20 protein-coding genes are annotated in these 20,318 nt (G+C 47.7%); 17 read left to right on the forward strand and 3 right to left on the reverse strand.

Annotated elements, in window-relative coordinates; all coding sequences use genetic code 11:
• Window positions 1-200: 200 nt before the first annotated feature.
• The 4 genes from CXF70_RS03425 (at window position 201) to CXF70_RS03440 (ending at window position 4,357) form a co-directional block, all read left to right on the forward strand.
• Window positions 201-1,127: a manganese-dependent inorganic pyrophosphatase gene (locus CXF70_RS03425; RefSeq protein ID WP_084243076.1), complete on the forward strand. Its 927-nt coding sequence runs from the start codon at window positions 201-203 to the stop codon at window positions 1,125-1,127.
• Between the two features lie 128 nt (window positions 1,128-1,255).
• Entirely contained in the window at window positions 1,256-1,966 is a 711-nt protein-coding gene (locus CXF70_RS03430; protein WP_101801595.1) for a DsbA family oxidoreductase, read from the forward strand.
• 104 nt (window positions 1,967-2,070) lie between these two features.
• Window positions 2,071-2,700, forward strand: coding sequence for an FMN-dependent NADH-azoreductase (locus CXF70_RS03435; RefSeq protein WP_101801561.1), 630 nt, complete (start codon window positions 2,071-2,073; stop codon window positions 2,698-2,700).
• Between the two features lie 115 nt (window positions 2,701-2,815).
• Complete coding sequence (locus CXF70_RS03440) at window positions 2,816-4,357, forward strand: FAD-dependent oxidoreductase (RefSeq protein ID WP_101801562.1); 1,542 nt, start codon at window positions 2,816-2,818, stop codon at window positions 4,355-4,357.
• Between the two features lie 662 nt (window positions 4,358-5,019).
• Here CXF70_RS03440 and CXF70_RS03445 read toward each other — a convergent pair.
• Window positions 5,020-5,544 (reverse strand): YceI family protein, encoded by a 525-nt coding sequence (locus CXF70_RS03445; protein ID WP_101801563.1) that lies wholly within the window; start codon window positions 5,542-5,544, stop codon window positions 5,020-5,022.
• A 204-nt stretch (window positions 5,545-5,748) separates the two neighbouring features.
• Here CXF70_RS03445 and murB point away from each other — a divergent pair, with 204 nt between their 5' ends.
• From murB to CXF70_RS03470, 5 genes are all read left to right on the forward strand, one after another.
• A complete protein-coding gene (gene murB, locus CXF70_RS03450) occupies window positions 5,749-6,666 on the forward strand; it encodes a UDP-N-acetylmuramate dehydrogenase (protein WP_101801564.1) in 918 nt (305 codons plus the stop codon).
• A 92-nt stretch (window positions 6,667-6,758) separates the two neighbouring features.
• On the forward strand, window positions 6,759-8,237 hold the full coding sequence (locus tag CXF70_RS03455; RefSeq protein ID WP_101801565.1) for a potassium/proton antiporter: 1,479 nt from the start codon (window positions 6,759-6,761) through the stop codon (window positions 8,235-8,237).
• Between the two features lie 91 nt (window positions 8,238-8,328).
• Complete coding sequence (locus CXF70_RS03460; RefSeq protein WP_101801566.1) at window positions 8,329-10,695, forward strand: penicillin acylase family protein; 2,367 nt, start codon at window positions 8,329-8,331, stop codon at window positions 10,693-10,695.
• Between the two features lie 44 nt (window positions 10,696-10,739).
• Window positions 10,740-11,084, forward strand: a complete 345-nt coding sequence (locus CXF70_RS03465) for a fluoride efflux transporter FluC (protein ID WP_233208532.1) — start codon at window positions 10,740-10,742, stop codon at window positions 11,082-11,084.
• Window positions 11,081-11,416 carry a fluoride efflux transporter FluC gene (locus CXF70_RS03470; RefSeq protein WP_084243068.1) on the forward strand — a complete coding sequence of 112 codons (336 nt, stop codon included), beginning with the start codon at window positions 11,081-11,083 and terminating at the stop codon, window positions 11,414-11,416. Before CXF70_RS03465 ends, CXF70_RS03470 begins: the two co-directional genes overlap by 4 nt.
• Before the next feature lie 50 nt (window positions 11,417-11,466).
• Here CXF70_RS03470 and CXF70_RS03475 read toward each other — a convergent pair whose 3' ends face one another.
• Window positions 11,467-11,886 carry a universal stress protein gene (locus tag CXF70_RS03475; protein WP_084243067.1) on the reverse strand — a complete coding sequence of 140 codons (420 nt, stop codon included), beginning with the start codon at window positions 11,884-11,886 and terminating at the stop codon, window positions 11,467-11,469.
• Window positions 11,887-12,061: 175 nt separating this feature from the next.
• Here CXF70_RS03475 and CXF70_RS03480 point away from each other — a divergent pair, with 175 nt between their 5' ends.
• From CXF70_RS03480 to CXF70_RS03490, 3 genes are read left to right on the forward strand one after another with little or no spacing between them, the layout of a single operon-like run.
• Complete coding sequence (locus CXF70_RS03480) at window positions 12,062-12,418, forward strand: ArsR/SmtB family transcription factor (RefSeq protein ID WP_084243066.1); 357 nt, start codon at window positions 12,062-12,064, stop codon at window positions 12,416-12,418.
• Window positions 12,384-14,480, forward strand: a complete 2,097-nt coding sequence (locus CXF70_RS03485) for a heavy metal translocating P-type ATPase (RefSeq protein WP_145990702.1) — start codon at window positions 12,384-12,386, stop codon at window positions 14,478-14,480. The genes CXF70_RS03480 and CXF70_RS03485 overlap by 35 nt, the downstream gene beginning before the upstream one ends.
• A gap of 25 nt (window positions 14,481-14,505) precedes the next feature.
• On the forward strand, window positions 14,506-15,624 hold the full coding sequence (locus CXF70_RS03490) for a GNAT family N-acetyltransferase (protein WP_101801568.1): 1,119 nt from the start codon (window positions 14,506-14,508) through the stop codon (window positions 15,622-15,624).
• A gap of 57 nt (window positions 15,625-15,681) precedes the next feature.
• Here CXF70_RS03490 and CXF70_RS18050 read toward each other — a convergent pair whose 3' ends face one another.
• The gene (locus CXF70_RS18050; protein WP_117313425.1) at window positions 15,682-15,837 is read right to left on the reverse strand and encodes a lmo0937 family membrane protein; all 156 of its coding nucleotides are present in this window, start codon (window positions 15,835-15,837) and stop codon (window positions 15,682-15,684) included.
• 163 nt (window positions 15,838-16,000) lie between these two features.
• Here CXF70_RS18050 and mntR point away from each other — a divergent pair, with 163 nt between their 5' ends.
• The 5 genes from mntR to CXF70_RS03515 all read left to right on the forward strand — a co-directional run bounded on the left by mntR (window position 16,001) and on the right by CXF70_RS03515 (window position 20,211).
• Window positions 16,001-16,423 carry a transcriptional regulator MntR gene (gene mntR / locus CXF70_RS03495; RefSeq protein ID WP_084243063.1) on the forward strand — a complete coding sequence of 141 codons (423 nt, stop codon included), beginning with the start codon at window positions 16,001-16,003 and terminating at the stop codon, window positions 16,421-16,423.
• 20 nt (window positions 16,424-16,443) lie between these two features.
• Window positions 16,444-17,307 carry a CvfB family protein gene (locus CXF70_RS03500; protein WP_084243062.1) on the forward strand — a complete coding sequence of 288 codons (864 nt, stop codon included), beginning with the start codon at window positions 16,444-16,446 and terminating at the stop codon, window positions 17,305-17,307.
• 52 nt (window positions 17,308-17,359) lie between these two features.
• Window positions 17,360-18,244, forward strand: coding sequence for a DUF1002 domain-containing protein (locus CXF70_RS03505; RefSeq protein ID WP_084243061.1), 885 nt, complete (start codon window positions 17,360-17,362; stop codon window positions 18,242-18,244).
• A gap of 697 nt (window positions 18,245-18,941) precedes the next feature.
• On the forward strand, window positions 18,942-19,913 hold the full coding sequence (locus CXF70_RS03510; protein WP_101801569.1) for a ring-cleaving dioxygenase: 972 nt from the start codon (window positions 18,942-18,944) through the stop codon (window positions 19,911-19,913).
• Window positions 19,914-19,929: 16 nt separating this feature from the next.
• A complete protein-coding gene (locus CXF70_RS03515; RefSeq protein ID WP_101801570.1) occupies window positions 19,930-20,211 on the forward strand; it encodes a GNAT family N-acetyltransferase in 282 nt (93 codons plus the stop codon).
• The last annotated feature ends 107 nt before the right edge of the window (window positions 20,212-20,318 follow it).

Consider the following 20,318-nt stretch of genomic DNA (forward strand, 5'->3'; position numbering starts at 1 on the left):
TTTTAGTAATTATAAAGGCGTAGTCATATAATACTACATAATGGAAAAAATCACTATGGCTTTTTTTATTAAATTTTTCATCAGGCTTATATAAACCATAGGAAATGACGAATTTAAGTGACTTTAACACAGAAAGTTCAGCTGTCCGGACAGTTATGATAGAATTACACAGAAACCAACAATGATCAGGAGGCATAAAAATGTCAAAAGTTTTTGTATTAGGCCATAAAAATCCGGACACGGATTCCATTTGTTCCGCTTTATCTTATGCGCATCTCAAGAAAGAAACAGGGATGGAGGCAGAAGCCATCCGCCTTGGCGAGATGAACAACGAAACGATTTACGCACTTAAGGAATTCGGTTTTGAAGCACCTCGGCTTGTAACGCGGGTATCGGAGGAAGCTTCACAGGTAATCCTAGTGGACCACAACGAACGCCAGCAAAGTGCTGACGATATTGATGAAGTCCAGGTGATTGAAGTAATCGACCATCACCGGATCGCCAACTTTGAAACAACAGATCCCTTGTTCTTCCGGGCGGAGCCCGTCGGCTGCACAACAACGATTCTGTTGAAGCTTTACAAAGAAAATGGCGTAACGGTACCTGCCAATATTGCGGGACTCATGCTGTCCGCCATCATTTCCGATTCCCTTTTATTCAAATCGCCTACCTGCACAGACCAGGATATCCAGGCAGCACGCGAACTGGCTGAAATCGCCGGCGTCGATGCTGAGGTATACGGGCTGGCTATGCTGAAAGCAGGGGCGGATTTAAGCAATAAAACACTTGAAGACCTGATTTCGCTGGATTCAAAAGAATTTGAAGCAGGAGATCACCGTTTTGAAGTGGCCCAAGTAAATGCGATTGATGTAAATGAAGTGCTGGATCGCCAGCAGGAGATTGAAGTGCTGATGAACCAGCTGGTTGCCGACAAAGGTCTTGACCTCTTTGTATTTGTGGTGACGGATATTCTGAACAACAATTCTGAAGCAATCGTACTTGGAAGGCGTTCAGGCATAATCGAAGGCGCATTTAAATCGAGTGTTGTCGACAATCGTGTCCTTCTGCCAGGCATCGTTTCACGCAAGAAGCAGATTGTTCCGGTAATCACGGAAGCATTAAGCTGATTCCCTTTTGGGAGTCAGTTTTTTTAATTTATTAATTTAGAAGTAAATTGTAAATGGAGTTTAATAAGCAGAATGATTGAGGATGCCTTTTGTGCTTGCTATAGTATAGAACGAGGTGAACAACGATGTTGAAAATTGAAATTTGGTCGGATTACGTGTGCCCGTTTTGTTACATAGGCAAACGCACACTGGAACAGGCACTTCTAAAAACAGGCTTTAATAATCAGGCCGAAGTTACGTTTAAAGCTTATCAGTTGGATCCCGCTACTCCGGTAGATTCCAGCATGCCAGTATATGAAAGTTTGGCCGCGAAATTTGGCCAGTCCGTGGAACAGGCGAAAGAGATGACGAAAGGTGTAGCTCAGCATGCACAGCAAGTCGGGTTGCACTACGACTTTGACAATATGGTGCAGGCAAACACACTGGCCGCTCACCGCCTGGTGAAATTTGCGGAAACGAAAAACCTTGAAGCAGTTTTGACAGAACAGCTGCTGAACGCGTATTTCGTAAATGCCGAACATATCGGCAAGCATGATGTGTTATTGGATCACGCAGAAAAAGCAGGATTGCCGCGCAATGAAGCCAAAGCCGTCCTGGATTCTGATGAATTTATGGCCGATGTGGAGCAGGATATAGCGGAAGCCGGTCAATTGGGCGTTCAGGGAGTTCCTTTTTTCGTCATCAATCGGAAATACGCTATTTCCGGTGCGCAGCCTTTGGAGGCTTTTGTCGATTCCATCAAGCAAATCGCCGATGAAGAAGGCTTGCGTCCTGCTTTAAAACCGTTGGGCAGCAAAAAAACCAGCTATTGCACTGGAGATTCCTGTTCTTCTGACTGAGTCTGCCAGGCAACTTAATTGACCAGGTCATGAAAATTAATTAGAATTAAGAAGTCTTTAATTTGAGATAAATAATACTAAGAAATAAAGGAGTTTTGTTTTTCATGAACGTTTTAGTAGTAAAAGCCAATAACCGTCCCGCATCAGAGGGAGTTTCAAGTAAAATGTACGACGTATTTATGGACAATGTAGGAAGTGACGTGAACGTTAAAACGTTCGACGTGTTCAAAGAAGATATGCCGTATTTCGGCCAGGATTTCTTCGACGCTATGCAGAAATCAGCGCAAGCTGAAGAATTGAATGACATCGAGCAGCGCATTTTGACAGCTGCGAACAAAGCGATGGACGCTTTCCTTGATGCTGATGTTGTCGTATTCGCATTCCCGTTATGGAATAAAACAATTCCAGCGCCATTGCAGACATTCATCGATTACATCTACCGCGCAGGCGTGACATTCAAATATACGGAAGAAGGTCCACAAGGCCTTGTACCTGAAAAGAAAGTCATCATCCTGAATGCCCGCGGCGGCGTCTACTCGACTCCGGAAATGGCACCAAGCGAAATGAGCGTCAACTATGTGCGCATGATCATGAACTTCTTCGGCATCGAAGACATCGAAGAAGTGATTATCGAAGGCCATAACATGTATCCTGACAAAGCGCAGGAAATCATTGAGGACGGCATGAACCGTGTCGAAGAAATGGCTCAGTCACTTGAAAAAATAAGAGTGTAACAGAAGGAACTTACCCGGAAGCGCAAATGCGTTTCCGGGTTTTTCTTTGCGCTTAATTTTCAGACGGAGGGGTACATAGGAAGTAAGTGAAAATATTAGGAGGTATCATGCGGCGATGACGAATGAAAACATGAACATTCCAGAATCGAAAGAATCCTACTGGCGCGCATTTAAAGATGTACCGAATTATCCGCAGCTGCAAAAGAACGAATCGACGGAAGTTGGGGTGGTCGGCGGTGGCATTGCCGGTATCATCAGTGCTTATCTCTTGGCAAAGGCCGGGAAAAAAGTGACCTTGATCGATGCCGGAAAACTGATTGACGGCGTCACCGGCTATACTACGGCGAAGATTTCAGCCCAGCATGACTTGATTTATTCTGATTTGATCAAGATGTCCGGCGAAGTGGAAGCGAAAAAATATTATGATGCCAACATTGAAGGACTTGAATTCATCAAAAACACGGCAAAAGAACTTGGCATCGACTGTGATTTTGAATATCATGATGCATTTGTCTATGCCAATACGGAAGCCGGAGCCAAATTGATTGAGCAGGAAGCGGAAGCGTATGAACAGCTTGGACTGCCCGGCGGTTTGGCGAAATCGGAAGCAGAATTGCCGTTCGACATCAAAGAAGCGATTGTCATGCGCGACCAGGCCCAATTTCACCCGGTGAAATTTCTGGCGGGACTCGTGAAGGAATTTGAACGGCTCGGCGGCACGGTTTATGAAAAAACACGGGCTATAAAAATTCTCAGCAAACAAGATCCGGTAGTCCAAACGGAAAACATGTCACACCTGTCCTGTGAGAAAGTGATTGTGGCTACCCATTATCCATTTAATGACGCTGACGGGATGTATTTCGCGAGGATGTCAGTAGAACGTTCATATGTGGTGGCGGCAAAAGTAAAAGGCGATTTTCCGAAACATATGTACATCAGCACGGATAAGCCGAGCCGTTCACTGCGGTATGCAACTGATGGCAACGGAGAAAGGCTTTTGCTGATCGGCGGGGAAGACCATGGCTCCGGCAAGCATAAAGGAGATACACTGGAAAATTATCAAAAGCTTGCGGAGTGGGGAGATGAATATTTCGGCATCGAAAATATTCCATATCGGTGGTCAGCCCAAGATATGACGACGCTTGATAAAGTCCCTTATATAGGTACAAGTACGGTTGGCTATGAGAAGATCCTGGTCGCTACCGGCTTTCACAAGTGGGGAATGGCCCACGGTGCTCTAGCGGGGATGCTGTTAAGTGATCAGATCCTTGGCAATGAAAACCGTTACGCCTCTTTATATAATCCGACCCGCACGAAGATGAAGCCTGCCGATATGGCGAGTTTCGCTAAAGACAACGCCTCGGTTGCGAAAGAACTGGTCAAAGGCAAACTGCAACGGCCGACGAGAACGCCCGACTCCCTTGAAAAAGGGGAAGGTGCCAGCGTGAAAACCGCTAAAGGCGCTGCGGGTGGCTACCGTGATGAATATGGCCAGCTTCATCTTGTTGATACGACCTGTACCCATATGGGCTGTGAAACGAAGTGGAATGACGCGGAACGTTCATGGGACTGCCCGTGCCACGGCTCGCGCTTCTCTTACACAGGTGAAGTACTGGAAGGCCCGGCCGTCAAACCGCTGAAGCGGATTGAAGAATAATTAATTATAGAAATAAAAAGTAAGAAAGGAGCTGCAGGAAATCTGCAGCTCCTTTAAATATTTGTAGAAAAAGAAAACCGATATTCCGCAAAACAGCTCCGCTTTCCTGGGGACTCGAGCTGAGCTAACTCGTGCTCGGTCCCCTTCGCCCGAGTGGATCTCAGCACTTCGTTCGAACCGGAGTTGAAAAGCCAACTCCGGTTCTAATCCCCTGGGAGTCTGCGCTGTTTTGCTCCATATCTCAGAATCGCTTTCTATAAAGACATGGTATGAGAATTTTGTTTTCTGAGAATATATTCATTTACTTGTACAGATATAAAGTGTAGCAGCAGCCGGCGAAGTGCAAAGATGTGCTCCTGCATCGCTGCGCTGCTTCGTCGCAAAGACCTGTCCTCGCAAGCTTCGGCCAATGTCTTTCCTGCAGGAAGCAGTGACGGCGCTTGCGACGGAGCGAAGCGAGTCCTGAGACCCCGCAGGCGCAAAGCGACGAGGAGGCTCAGGCAGCTCCCTGCGGAACGCGTCCGGCTGTCTCTGCATCGCTTCGCTAGCTTCGAGACATTAAAAGATATGCAGCGAAATGATTGAAGAAGTTGATGTTTCTCGACAGCCTGAAAAAGGAGCTGCAATTAAATCTGCAGCTCCTTTTACTATGGATTTATAAATTATGCTGGATTAGCTTGCAGTTCCAACGTGATCTTGATGTCTTCGCCTACAAGTACGCCGCCTGTTTCAAGCGTCTGGTTCCAAGTAAGGCCGAAATCTTTGCGGTTCACTTTGCCTTCGCCGCTGAATGCTACAACTTCCACGCCCCATGGGTTAACGCCTTTGCCGCCGTATTCCACTTCGAAAGTGGCTGGGCGAGTAACACCTTTCATCGTCAAGTCGCCTGTCAATTCGTACTCGTCGTCACCTTTTTTAACGATTTCGTTTGCATTGAAAGTGATATGAGGATGCTGTTCAGCATCGAAGAAATCCGCCGAACGCAAGTGGTTGTCACGGTCTTCGTTGTTTGTATTGATGCTTGCCACGTCGATTTTGAAATCGATCAAGGCACCTTGAAGATCCGTTTCATCGGCTTCAACTGTTGCGTCATATGATGCGAAAGAGCCTTTCACTTTTGATACCATCATGTGTTTTACTGAAAAGCCGATTTCTGAATGCGCTGCGTCTACTGTCCATTTTTTCATGTTTGATTTCCTCCAATATTTTTATGTCTAACCAAACTATAAAACAATAAAACTATGATGTCAATATACTTTAATTAATTATTCTCGAATTCGAGATAAATATTTTATTGGACTTTTGAACGTAACTGACCATAAAAGCTTGTCAAATGGGTAATAAAATCGGATACTATTAGAAGTTAAACGTTTAGAAGGGATTTGCTTGGAATGACGAAAGAAAGATGGTTATCAGACCTTCGCCGATTTGTGGCGGACAGCCACGTGAAAATCGACGAACCGCTACATCTCCATACATTGACAAGAATGGGCGGACCGGCTGATATTTTTGTATCACCTACAAACGAAGATGAAACTGCTTATACAGTAAAATATGCATATGAAAATAATATTCCCCTATTATTGTTGGGGAATGGCTCGAACATGGTCGTACGTGACGGCGGAGTAAGGGGAATTGTATTGAACCTGAAAAGCCTTAACGAAATCCGCATCGATGGTCTGAATGTCTACGCGCAAGGCGGCGCAAACATCAAGGAAGTTTCTAAAGCCGCTGCTTTGAACACGTTGACGGGCTTTGAATTCGCATGCGGAATCCCGGGTTCTGTCGGCGGAGCGATGGCGATGAATGCCGGAGCATATGGCGGAGAGATCAAAGATATCATTATTCAGGCAACCGTCCTGACCAATACGGGCGATAAACTTCTTCTATCCAAAGAAGAGCTTGAACTGGATTACCGCAAGAGTGTCATAACGAAAAAAGGCTATTATGTTTTGTCGGCTGAATTCGGTCTTGAAAGAGGGGACCAAAACGTCATTGACGCGAAAATGGCCGATTTGACGCATCAGCGCGAATCCAAGCAGCCGCTTGAATTCCCTTCAGCCGGAAGTGTCTTCAAACGTCCGCCGGGCAATTTTGCGGGCAAGCTGATCCAGGAAAGTGGTTTACAGGGCAAAGGATTCGGCGGTGCGGAAGTTTCGACCAAGCACGCAGGGTTTATTGTCAATAAAAACAATGCCACAGCCAACGATTATATCCAGACAATCGAAATGGTGAAATCGGCTGTCCGGGAAAAATTCGGCATCGATTTGGAGCTTGAAGTGAAAATTGTCGGCGACGACACAGTGTGAATAATTAGCGGGAAGCCCTTAATAAGGGGCTCCCGTTTTTTTAATGGCGCAAAATCATGCTATAATTGAATAATAAATAATCGTGGGAGCTGATGGTGATAGACTTTACAATTAACGGAATTATATTAATATGTGGTGCTTTTCTTTTAATGGGCGTAATTATGACAAAAGTTTCAGCGCGTGCTGGAGTCCCTTCCCTCGTTCTCTTCATGATCATCGGAATGATCCTCGGCAGTGATATTTCCGGACTTATCTATTTCTCCAATGCTGAAGTTGCACAATTGGTTGGTGTAGTGGCCTTGATCATCATTCTGTTCGAAGGTGGACTGCAGACACAATGGAAAAATATACGCCCGGTTCTTGGCGGTTCTTTGGTACTGGCAACACTTGGTGTTCTAATAACAACTGCGGTAGTGGCGGTTGCTGCCTATTACGTTTTGGGCATTTCCGTTCTTGAAGCATTACTGCTCGGCTCAATCGTCGGTTCGACCGATGCGGCTGCCGTTTTCTCGGTTCTTGCGGGACAAAACATCAAAGGGCGAATTTCTTCGACTCTGGAAGCGGAATCCGGTACCAATGACCCGATGGCGATGTTCCTGACAATCGCCTTTATCCAATTGATCCTGACGCCTGACTCCTCTGTCTTCACGATGCTTGGCAGCTTTGTGCTGCAAATGGGCGTCGGCGGGATTTTAGGGGTGGGGCTCGGTCTGCTCGCTTCGTGGACGATCAATCGGATCAAATTGAATGCTTCAGGCCTGTATGCTGTCCTGTCTGTCGGCTTTGCCATATTCATCTACAGCTTTACGGCTATTCTTGGCGGCAGCGGCCTGTTGGCGGTCTACCTGGCGGCACTTGTCATCGGAACGCGCGATTTGACGCACAGCTATTCGATCATCAGTTTCAATGAAGGACTTGCATGGCTTATGCAGATCCTGATGTTCGTCATCCTCGGGCTTCTCGTTTTCCCAAGCCAGCTGGCTGACTGGGATCTCATTTGGAAAGGACTTGTCCTGTCGCTTGTGCTGATCTTTATCGCCCGGCCGATCGCTGTCTTCGCATCGACAATTTTCTTCGATTATTCATTGAATGAAAAATTGTTCATGTCCTGGGCAGGGCTTCGTGGTGCGGTGCCGATCGTGTTGGCGACGTTCCCGATGCTTGCCGGTCTGGAAAATAGTTTCCTGTTCTTCAATGTCGTGTTCTTTATCGTTTTAACCTCCGCTTTGCTGCAAGGTTCAACCATTCCTTTCTTTGCAAATAAATTGAAATTGAATGGTCGGCCATCGCCCAAACGCATCCACTCACTGGAGTTGGTGTCGATGGATAAAGCGAATGCAGAAATGCTGGAAGTTGAATTGACCAGCAAGTCACCGTTTGCCGGCCAGCTTGTGCAGACGATCGGTCTGCCGAAGCAGACATTGATCAGTGCGATCATCCGCTCAGGCCGCCTGGTTATGCCAACCGGCACAACGAAGCTCAAAGTCGGTGACGTACTCTATGTCCTGACAGAGAAAAAGCAAGTGTCAAAAGTGAAAATGGTTCTTGGTGAAGAGGACATCGTAAACTAGCCCGCTAATATGCGGGCTTTTTTACATTGAAGGAATTGCCGTGGCTATGGTCGAATAAAATTAAGACATCGAAAAGGGGGAGAAAGTGGAAATGGAGAAAAAGCAGAAAAAGAGAAAATGGCTTAAATGGGTGTTGGGGACGCTTGGGGTGTTGGTGGCGATTGCCGTTATCGGACTCATTTATGTTAACGCTTACATAGGCAAATCAAAACCGGTGATCAATGGCGAATTAAACGTCTCCGTACTGGATGAAGATGTGACGGTTACCCGTGACGACATCGGTGTTCCGCATATCGAAGCGCAGTCCGATGCAGACCTGTACCGCGCGCAAGGCTATGTCGTGGCACAGGACCGGTTGTTCCAGATGGATCTGTCACGTCGGCAGGCAAGCGGAAGATTGGCGGAAGCAGTCGGCGCTGCTGCAGTCGATACGGATAAATTTTTCCGGACTTTCAGTTTACGCGACGCGGCTGAAAAGTCATGGGAAGGCTACGATGACGAATCGAAGCAAGTGCTGGAATGGTTTGCTGAAGGGGTGAATGCTTTCATTGATGAAGCAAAAGAGAACGATACATTAAGCTACGAATTCAGTTTGCTTGGCTACGAGCCGGAAGAGTGGACACCGGTCGATTCACTGGCCATCGGAAAATTCATGGCCTACGATCTTGGGGGCAATTGGTCATCGCTTGCCGTAAGACACTGGGCGCTTGGTGAATTTCCTGAAGCGAAAGCCAAGGAGTTGTTTATCGAATATCCGGAAGATGCACCGGCAATTATCGAAGCCAATATCAACAGCCAGGTAAAAGTGGCGGGCGAATTCGATGCTTCGCTTGTGCCGAATGAATTCAACGGCAGCAATAACTGGGTCGTTTCCGGTGATAAGACGGAAAGCGGCATGCCGCTCCTGGCAGATGACCCGCATCTTGGGTTAAGTACGCCGTCCATCTGGTATCAGATGCATTTGCAGTCTCCGGAGCAGAATGTCAGCGGTGTCATTTTCGCTGGCGTGCCCGGCATCATTCTCGGGCACAACGAAGAAGTCGCCTGGGGTGTCACCAATGTCGGTCCTGATGTACAGGACCTTTATATCGAAACGCCGAATCCGGAAGATCCGACTCAATTCCGTTATGAAGGTGAATGGGAGCAGGCGGAAGTAAGGGATGAGCCGATCAAAGTGAAAGACGGCGAAACCGTTGATTTTGAAGTGGTGGTCACTCGCCATGGTCCGGTCATTTCTGAACTGCTCTATGAAGAGGAAGATCCGGGCGCGGTGTTTTCAATGCAATGGACGGCCCTTGAACCGACTCTTGAACTGCAGGCAGTCCTGGGTTTCAATAAAGCTTCAAACTGGGAGGACTTTGAAACGGCGCTGGAAGATTTCCAGGCGCCTGCCCAGAATTTTGTTTTTGCGGCAACGGATGGCACCATCGCTTATAAAGCGAACGGACGCATTCCAATCCGTAAAACAGGTGATGGCCAATTGCCGGTTCCCGGTGATTCCGCGGATTATGGCTGGGAAGGTTATGTGCCATTCGACGAATTGCCGACTGTTGTGAATCCGGAAAACGGTTTTATTGCCACGGCGAACAATGAAGTGGTCGACGATTCCTATGAATACCACATCACTGATTTTTGGGCACAGCCCTACCGCTACAAGCGGATCGCGGAAGTGCTGGAGGCATCAGATAATTTAACGGCTGAAGATATGATGGAGCTTCAGATGGATAAGAAAAATCTTTATGCTGAGGAATTTTTGGCGGATATGATCGAAGCAGTCAGGGCGGAAAGTGACGACTACGAAGAAGAGCTTGCGATTCTCGCTGAATGGGACCAGGTGGATGCTGCAGACCAGGCGGCGCCGCTGATGTTCCATAAATGGATGAAACAGCTGCCGCATACGTTGCTGGAAGACAGCTTCCCGGAGGATGTCTATGAGCTGATGCCGGGCAAAAATCACATTACGGATGCGATGATGCGCGACTCGTTTGCCGGCAATGACGGAACATGGGTCAGTGAATATGGCGGCGTCGGAAAGTGGCTGACGGATGCGCTGGAAACAAGCTTAACGGAAATTGAAGATGAGTTTTCGGGAGACCCTGAAAACTGGAAATGGGGAGAATATCATCAATTGACATTCCCGCATCCGCTCGCAGGAGCCTCTCCTATATTCGAAAGTATCCTGAATCCGGATCCGGTGGCACTTGGCGGTTCAAATATCACCGTGCAGGCGGCGGCATTTGATGAACAGGGCAATGTCGACCACGGAGCGGCATGGCGATTTGTAGCAGACCTTTCCGATTTATCCAGTGCACACCATATTGTGGGACCGGGTCTGAGCGGCCATGTGAAATCTGACTTCTTCCATAATCAAGTCGGCAAGTGGGCAGAAGGCAATTACCATGAGACACCGATAGACGGTTCGGCGGAAGGATCGACCTTAACACTCACAGCCGAGTAAGTTATAATGGGAAAAAAAGATATGGGGCGTTTGATTTGAAAAGAATGTTAGCGGTCGGATTCGGCGGCATGGCCGGTTCTTTGCTGCGGGCCTGGATTTACGCAGCGGTTCCGGGCACTGTCAGTCTCTGGATCATCAATATCGTCGGCAGTTTTCTGATCGGTTTCGCAGTCATGAAACTCAGCGGAAAATCTGCTGAACTGCGGCTGTTCATCTCGACTGGGCTGCTTGGATCATTTACGACTTTTTCGGCTTTCTCGAATGATTGGTTCCGGATGCTTGAGAATTCCCTGGCAACCGGTATTCTATATGGTCTCGGAATGACCATCGCGGCAACAGCGGCAGCAGCTGCCGGATTGTGGCTTGGGCGGAAAGGGGTGAGTGGATGAGCGGGATTGAAATTGCGCTTGGCGGATTTCTCGGCGCCATGGCCCGTTACCTGTTTTACCTGGTCGCTGAAGCCCGGTGGCGTCAGCCGAAAATTGCTACGCTGCTGGTGAATATCCTGGGTTCATTTGCTTTAGGAGCATTTGTCGGAAGCGGCAATCTGTCCGTTTTTTGGATGACCGGATTTCTTGGCGCATTCACAACGTTCTCGACGATGGCGCTGGATGCGGTAAAGGATTTTGAAGACGGCAAATGGCTGGCAGGTATTTCTTACTTGCTTGCAAATCTGATCGGCGGATTGGGTTTGTTTGTAGCAGGATATATGATTTTTTAACGTTAAGAGGCTGGAAACCGACGGAGACCGTCTGTTTCCAGCCTCTTATTTCATTTGACGATGACCACAGGGGCATGGACGCGTTTCGCCACTTTATGGCTGACGCTTCCGAGCACCATTTCCTGGAATGAATTGAGTCCCCGGCTGCCGATGAAGATGACGTCATAATCGTTTTCATTGGCGTGCTTGATGATTGTAGGACCTGGCGTACCGTGAAGGGTCGTGGTTTCATAGGGTATACCCGCAGAGCTGAAGATTTCCTCAAGCGGCAAGAGCAGCTGACGTCGGTAATGATGTGGTTCGTCGCTGTGTTTATCGTGCTGCACTTCCGTCCGGGCTTTTTCATAATCGACTACATAAAGCAAGGTCACAGAGGCGTCTTTGAACACCTTCGCCATCTTCAATGCTTCGGCCGCCGCCCTTCTTGAGTGCTCAGAACCATCTGCCGCCAAAAGTATTTTCTGATACATCGACGTCTCCCCCTCTTTTATGAAAAGCTTAGTGTCTCTATTCGACGTGAAAAGCTTAATTTCCTCTTGGCAAAAAAAGCGCTCATCATTCAAACGGAGGTTTGACTATAACGGCGGAAAAGGCTACACTGAGGAAAACAATCAAATGGATATTTGAATGAAAAGAGGAAGAGCCATGAAAGAGATATGTGAAATTTCGAAAGATCATCCCGAAAAAGTGGAAAATGTTCAAAAACAAATGACGGATCTCACTGATGTGGCGATTCTTTTCAAGGCGCTGGCTGATGAAACACGGCTGAAAATCGCTTTCGCCCTGACGATAGAAGAAGAGATGTGTGTCTGCGATATTGCGGCGGTGATCGGCGGCTCGACAGCTACTGCCTCCCATCATCTGCGGTATCTTCGTGAGCGCAAACTTGCAAAATCCGAACGAAAAGGCAAGCAAATCTATTACTCGCTGTCGGACAAGCACGTCCATCAGCTTGTGACCATTGCGCATGAACACGCGAAAGAAGGTGAAGAAGTTGGTTAAAACATACCGTCTTGAAAATCTGTCCTGCACGAATTGCGCGGCGAAATTCGAGAAGAATATACGCAGCCTGCCGGATATCAAAGAGGTTGAATTGAATTTCGGAGCTTCGAAGCTGACTGTTGACGGTGACGTTTCCATCGCGGACCTGGAGCGCGCGGGGGCATTCGACCATATCCGGGTCTATCCGGAAAGAGCGAAAATCGAACAAACGCCTTTCTACAAACGGCGTCAGACGATTGAAACGGCGATTTCGTTCCTGCTGCTGATTGCCGGTGTCATCCTTTCTTTCCAGACAAGTGAAAGCAACCCTTGGGCAATCGGCCTGTTCGGCGGATCCATGCTGGTCGGCGGCTATCATATGTTCCGTACCGGTTTAACGAACCTTAGCCGCCTTGAATTCGATATGAAAACATTGATGACCATCGCTGTCATCGGTGCTGCCATAATCGGAGAATGGCGTGAAGGCGCTGTTGTCGTATTTTTGTTTGCGATCAGTGAGGCGCTTGAATCGTTTTCGATGAATAAAGCACGCCAGTCGATTCGCAGCCTTATGGATTTGGCGCCTTCACGCGCCTTGATCCAGCGGGATGGTGAATTGATCGAAATGGACACAGAAGAAGTGCGCATCGGTGATGTACTGATCGTCAAACCTGGGCAGAAAATTGCGATGGATGGGGTAGTGCTTCGCGGCGAGTCTGCGGTTAACCAGGCGGCCATTACAGGTGAGTCGATTCCAGAAGTCAAAAAACCTGGGGCTGATGTATTTGCCGGCACGATGAACGAAGAAGGTGCGCTTGAAGTGACCGTCACCAAACGCGTTGAAGATACAACCATCGCAAAAATTATCCACTTGGTGGAAGAAGCGCAGGCGGAAAAAGCGCCGTCGCAAAAATTCGTCGACCAGTTCGCGAAATACTATACACCGGCAATCATCGCCATCGCCTTCCTAACCGCATTGGTGCCGGGGTATCTGACAGGCGACTGGCAGCTGTGGATTTATCAGGCCTTAGCTGTCCTGGTTGTCGGCTGCCCTTGCGCACTTGTCGTATCGACACCGGTCGCAATCGTTACGGCCATCGGCAATGCGGCGAGACAAGGCGTCCTTATTAAAGGCGGCATTCACTTGGAAGAAACAGGCCGCATCAACGTCGTGGCATTCGATAAAACCGGAACGCTGACAAAAGGCTATCCGGAAGTCACGGACGCGGTACCGGAAAATGGGTATACGAAAGATCGGCTCATCCAATTGGCTGCATCAGCAGAAGCGATGTCCCAGCATCCGTTGGCTCGCGCTATCGTCAAGGAAGCGACGCAGATGCTTCCTTCCGAAGGGTTTAATTCGGTCACCGGCAAAGGGGCTTATGCTTTGGTTAATGGAGAGCGGATCCATATCGGCAGTCTGCTGTGGGCGGAAGAATTCGGGTTTGAAATCCCCGAGCATGCCCAAAGCCTGCAGCAGCGCGGTAAATCGGTGATGGCTGTCTTTAAAGAAAAAGAATTTATCGGCGTCATTGCTGTGGCTGATGCGATTCGAAATGAAAGCCCGGCCATTGTGCGTAAATTGAAAGAGATGGGCATCGGCAGCACTGTCATGCTGACAGGCGACCATCCAGCGACCGCTAATGCAATCGCTGGAGAAATCGGCGTCACCGATGTGCGGGCAGGATTGATGCCGCAGGACAAACTATCGGCGATCCGTGAACTCCAGAAGCAATACGGCCGCGTTGCAATGGTCGGCGACGGCATCAATGATGCGCCGGCACTGGCGGCTTCCACAGTCGGCATTGCCATGGGAGGAGCTGGTACAGACACGGCGCTTGAGACAGCTGACATCGCGCTGATGGCTGACGATCTTGAAAAACTTCCTTATACGATTCGACTAAGCCGCAAGACATTGCGTATAATAAAGGAAAATATCATGTTTGCTTTGGGGCTGAAGGTAATTGCTTTGCTGTTGATCATTCCGGGCTGGCTCACTTTATGGATTGCGATTTTCGCGGACATGGGTGCGACCCTGCTCGTAATCTTGAATGCTCTGCGCCTGGTCAAGGTTCAAAAGTAAGCAATGCATGCTTGGAGGATTTGTTTTGAAATTAACTGAATGGACAATGGAAGAGCAGGAACAGCTGATCCATTTTATGACGACGAATTCCTGGCCATATCACGGACAGGAACATCCAGTCCGTGCCTTAATACAGAAGACGATCGAAGAAGGCGGTTACCAGTCTGATCAGGTAACTACCTTCTGGGTTGAAAATGATGAAGGGGAACAGGTCGGGCTTGTGAAAATCTTTGATCTGCAGGACGACATCCCGTTATTCGATTTGCGGATTGCCGATCCATACCGCGGGAAAGGCTACGGGCCGAAAGCATTGAAAATGACGGCGGATTTCGTTTTCTCATTGCCGGAAAAGAAAATCAGGCTGGAAGGGCATACGCGCCACGATAACTTTGCGATGCGCAAGGCTTTTGAACGGACGGGGTTCGTTAAAGAAGCCCATATCCGCCAAGCCTGGTTTTCGGCAAAAGAAAACCGCTATTTCGATGCGGTCACTTACGGAATGACCCGAGAAGACTGGCAGCAGGGTGTTACGACGCCTGTTTTATGGGAAGATACGATTGCGGAACCATCAGGGACACCTTTTAATCCTGTCCTGCTCGAGTTTCCGGAAGAATTCGAATCGGAGCGTTTGCTGATCCGCGCGCCGCGTCGTGAAGATGCGGTCCACAGTTATGAAGCGATCAAGCATTCCATTGAATCGCTGCGTCCCTGGATGCCGTTTGCGCAGAAAAAACCTGACCTGAAGCAGATTGAAGCGAATCTCATCGAAGCGGCTGCTGATTTCCAATTGCGAAAAGATCTCCGCCTTCATTTTTTCCAGAAAGAAACCGGGGAATTCATTGGGTCAAGCGGGCTGCACCGCATCGATTGGGAAGTGCGGAAGTTCGAAATCGGCTACTGGGTCGACAATCGTTTTGAAGGAAAAGGGTATGTGACTGAAGCGGTTGAGCGCATAACGCGTTTTGCGTTCGAGGAACTCGGGGCAAACCGGGTGGAAATCAAATGCGATCCTGACAACGTCAGAAGCCGTGCTGTTGCGGAAAGGCTTGATTTTAAACTGGAAGGCATCCTCCGCAATGAGACGATCTCCCGCCTCGACAATAAACTGCGTGATACATGCATCTATTCGAAAATCAGAGAATAGCAAATATGGATAAACAGAAAAAGAGACGGTGAGGATTGACCCTCGCCGTCTCTTCTTCTATATCCCTTTCCTACCGGAAATCAAGTTAACGATAAGAATGATTGCTGCTACGATTAGTAATAGGTGAATTAATCCGCCTGCTACGTCCATTAAAAATCCGATAAGCCAAATTGCTAAAATAACTACAAGAATAATCCATAAAATACGAGCCATGTGTTTTCACCGACCTTTCTGCTTAGATAGTAATATGTACCCTCAAAAAATACCCCGCAAACCTATCGTGAAAAAAACTGTAATCGGTGTGGGGAAAGCTCGGTTGTTCACGGGGTGAGGGTATAGTAAACTTAAGGTTAGCCACGTTAGGGAGGAACGAAATTTGCCTACTCCAAGTATGGAAGACCATATTGAAATCATATACTCATTAATCGAACAGAAAGGCTACGCCCGTGTTTCGGACATTGCCGAGGCGTTATCCGTGCTGCCGTCTTCTGTCACCAAGATGGTGCAGAGGCTGGATAAGGACGGCTATCTGATTTATGAACGTTACCGTGGACTGGTGCTGACGCCGCAAGGACAGAAATTAGGCAAACGCCTTGTCAAAAGACATGATTTACTGGAGCAGTTTTTACGGCTGATTGGTGTTGATGAGGAACGCATCTATAATGATGTGGAAGGAATTGAACACCATTTGAGCTGGAATTCAATCAACCGGATTGCTGATCTTGTCCAGGTACTTGAGGAAAATCCTCAATTTATCGAAAAGCTGGAAAAACTTAAAAATGAAGAGAAGAATAGTTAATAGAAACAGGAGGTTTCATTATGGCATTGCATCCAGGTGAAAAAGCAGTATTACAAATAAAGGACCGTTCAGGTTCCCAGTGGATCTTATCAGACGGTTCAGGTGATGAAGTTCTGATGAATGAGTCTGAAATCGAAGAAGGACGCGAAATCGGGGAAGAAATTGAAGTTTTCCTTTACCGAAACCGCCAAGGCGGCATTTCGGCAACACCGATGATTCCGCATATTCTGCCAAGTATTTACGGCTGGGCAAAAGTATTGAAGGTATCCAAGCGCGAAGGAGCAGTCGTGGATATCGGGACTACCCGTGAAGTCTACCTGCTGCCGGCAGATTTGCCGCAATTCGAAGAACTATGGCCACAACAGGGCGATCACATTTTCATGACAATCCGGACAGACCGTTACGGCGATCTTTACGGACGCCTTGCAACTGAAGAGAAGGTCAACGAATTGTATGTTGATGCACCGACGTCTGTCTATAATCAGGATTTGAAAGCAAGGGCTTATCGCTTGCTGCCGGTCGGCACATTCATGATTTCGGTTCCGGAAATGTACCGCATCTTTGTCCATGAAACCGAGCGGGAAGAAGAACCGCGCCTTGGCGAAGAAAAAACGGTGCGTATCATTGGCGTGAAAGATGATGGCACATTGAATGGTTCGCTGCTGCCGCGCAAGCAGGAACGCTTGTCGGATGATGCTGAAACGATTATGCGTTATCTAACGGAATCTGGCGGCCAGATGCCATTCGGCGATAAATCTTCACCAGAAGAAATCCAGGAAATGTTCGGCATGAGCAAAGCTGCATTCAAGCGTGCTTTGGGACGCCTGTACAAAGACCGTCGAATCGTACAGGAAGACGGCTGGACCAAACTTCAGCAGCATTGATGCAACCTTTCTGAATCGGAATCGTATTATTTCTATGAAAGGGGCTAAAAAGATGAAGAAACTGATAGCAACCATAGCAATGATTTTAATGGTATCGACGCTCGTTCCCACTTGGGCAGCAGCGAATGTCGGCATCAATGAAAAATACGGAGTGCCGATTGTGGTATACGGAGGCAACCTCTCTGAAGACGAAAAAGCGAGTGTCGCTGAAAGCCTGAGTGTCGAAGAAGAGGCGGAAGTGGAAGAAATCGAAGTCACGGGTGAAGACCTTGTCACTTATATCAAAGACGGGGACGCGCGTGCGCGTATGTTTTCTTCAGCAAAAATCACCCGTAAAGATGAAGGCGAAGGCCTGGTCATCCAAATCGTAACGCCGGATAATATCACACAAGTAACAACGGAAATGTATGCCAATGCAATGCTGACGGCTGGAATCGAGAATGCGACAGTTGAAGTTGCCGCACCAAAACCGGTAACTGGCCACTCAGCACTTGTAGGCATCTACAAAGCTTATGAAGTAAACGGCGAACAATTGGATCCGGAACGGACAGACGTTGCAAACGATGAACTTGAAGTGGCGACTGAACTCGCTGAAGGTGTAGATGAAGCGAAAGTAAGCGAGTTGCTGACAGAGATCAAAAAGCAGATTGCTGAACAGAATCCGGCTTCACGTGAAGACGTGGAACAGATTGTAGAAGAGCAATTGTCGAAGCTGCAAATTGAGCTGAGCCCGGAAGACCGTCAATTATTGATCGATTTGATGGATCGGATCCGCCAATTGGATATCGATTTTTCCCAATGGTCGACTCAACTTGAAGACTTAAGTAAAACGATCGAAGACAAGATTGGCACAATCGTTAACGATGAAGGATTCTGGAACAGTGTCAAAGAATTCTTCAGAAACCTGGCGAACACTGTGCGTTCATGGTTCAACTAATCTAATTTGAAAAAGCGGACAGCCGAGGCTGTCCGTTTTTTTAGACTGTTGAGAAAGAAAAGCAGGAAACCGATATTCCGCAAAACAGCTTCGCTTTCCTGGGGGCTTGCAAAAACCCGTGCTCCTGCATCGCTGCGCTAGCTTCGTCGCAAAGAGCCGGCCTTGCAAGCTACGGCCAACTCTTAGCTAACTCGGACTCGGTCCCCTTCGCCCGAGTGGATCTCAGCACTTCGCTCGAAACAGAGTTGGAAAACCAACTCTGTTTCTAATCCCCTGGGAGTCTTCGCTGTTTTGCTCCATATCTTTAGATTGTTTTCTATTTAAGAAATTCGCTTCAGCTTGTTTCAAGTAAAGGAGGGAATGTCTTATTTCAGAATGCAATCAAAATGAAGTGACAGACGGTGACTCCTGCGGGAAAAAGAGCGAGTCCTGAGACCCCGCAGGGAGCGAAGCGACTGAGGAGGCTTAGGCCGCTCCCCGCGGAAAGCATCCGTCTAAAACGGAATGATTATAGAAGTTGATGGTTTCTAGACAGCCTGAAAAAAGGATGGCCAAGGCTGTACGTTTTTTAATTGGAAATAAATCTGAATTGAAGGCACTTCGCAGTTCAGTAAGCCGTTTTCTTGCTGGAGGAGACCAAGGATGTTATTATTTAATTAATATCTCGAATTCAAGATAATTTAAGGAGGCATTTTTTATGAAATTGGAAGGCATTCATCACGTTTCAGCAATCACGGCCAATGCTGATAAAAATCATGGTTTCTTTACGCGGATCCTTGGCATGCGGCTTGTGAAAAAAAGCGTTAATCAGGATTCGACATCATCCTATCATTTATTTTACGCAGATGCGGTGGGCACGCCTGGAACAGATATGACGTATTTTGATATTCCGATGGCCGGGCGCACGTATCCCGGTGTTTCAAGCATCAGCAACACAGCGTTCCGTGTAAAAAGTGAGGAAGCGCTGCATTACTGGCTGAAGCGTTTTGAGGAATTTCAGGTGCCTCACGGTGAAATCCGTGAAAGATTCAATCGTCAGACGGTTGAATTTCAAGACTTCGAAGGATCCCGTTTAATGCTGACCGTTGACGACGGCACAGGCATTGAGTACGGCATTCCTTGGACAAAAGCTGGAGTTCCCGAAGAATATGCGATTGTCGGTTTGGGAAATGTCCGGCTGACGGTCCGTAAAAAAGACAGGACCGCAGCAGTGCTGACGGAAATCATGGGGTTTGAGGAAGTCGGCTCTTATCCTTCGGAAATTGAAGGGATGGCAGATATTTTTGTCTACTCGACAGGAAAAGGCGGCCCTGCCGGCGAAGTACATGTAGAGGAACGTCCGGATCTTCCGCCGGAACGTCCTGGACGCGGAAGTGTCCATCATGTTGCATTTAGGGTGAAGACCTTTGAAGAGTACAGCAAATGGAATAAATATTTGCGTGATAACGGATTTATGACTTCCGGTGAAGTTGATCGGTATTATTTTAAAGCCATCTATTTCCGGGAGCCAAATGGTATTCTATTTGAGCTTTCCACAGATGAACCGGGATTTGCAACAGATGAACCAATGGAAAGTTTAGGGGAAGACCTGGCTTTACCGCCATTCCTGGAACCAAAGAGAGCTGAAATAGAAGCATCGCTGCGTCCGTTGAGTATTAATAAGCAATAATCGAGGAGGATGGAAGATGGATTTTAAAATGGTGGAGCTTGGCCAGGATGAATTTGCATTCCGCAATGAAGATGATGGGACGGTTAATGCTGAAATCACCTGGACCCAAATGGCCGATGTTATGGTCGTGGAACATACATTTGTAAATGAAACTATGCGCAACCAGGGACTGGCGAAAAAGCTGGTTGACCGCGCAGTCGAATATGCACGCGAAAATGAATACAAGATTGAACCAGTCTGCTCATACGTAGCGTCTGTATTCGAACGGTATGATGAATATGAGGATGTAAAAGTATAAAAGCAGAAAAGCGACAGTGAGAGATGGCCCCAAGAATTTTGGGGCCATCTCTTGCAAGGAAACGCAAAAAAGCAATCCGCCATTCATTATGGTTTGGATTGCTTTTT

Origin of the sequence: Planomicrobium sp. MB-3u-38 (assembly GCF_002836425.1) — a bacterium.
GTDB lineage: Bacteria > Bacillota > Bacilli > Bacillales_A > Planococcaceae > Planococcus > Planococcus okeanokoites.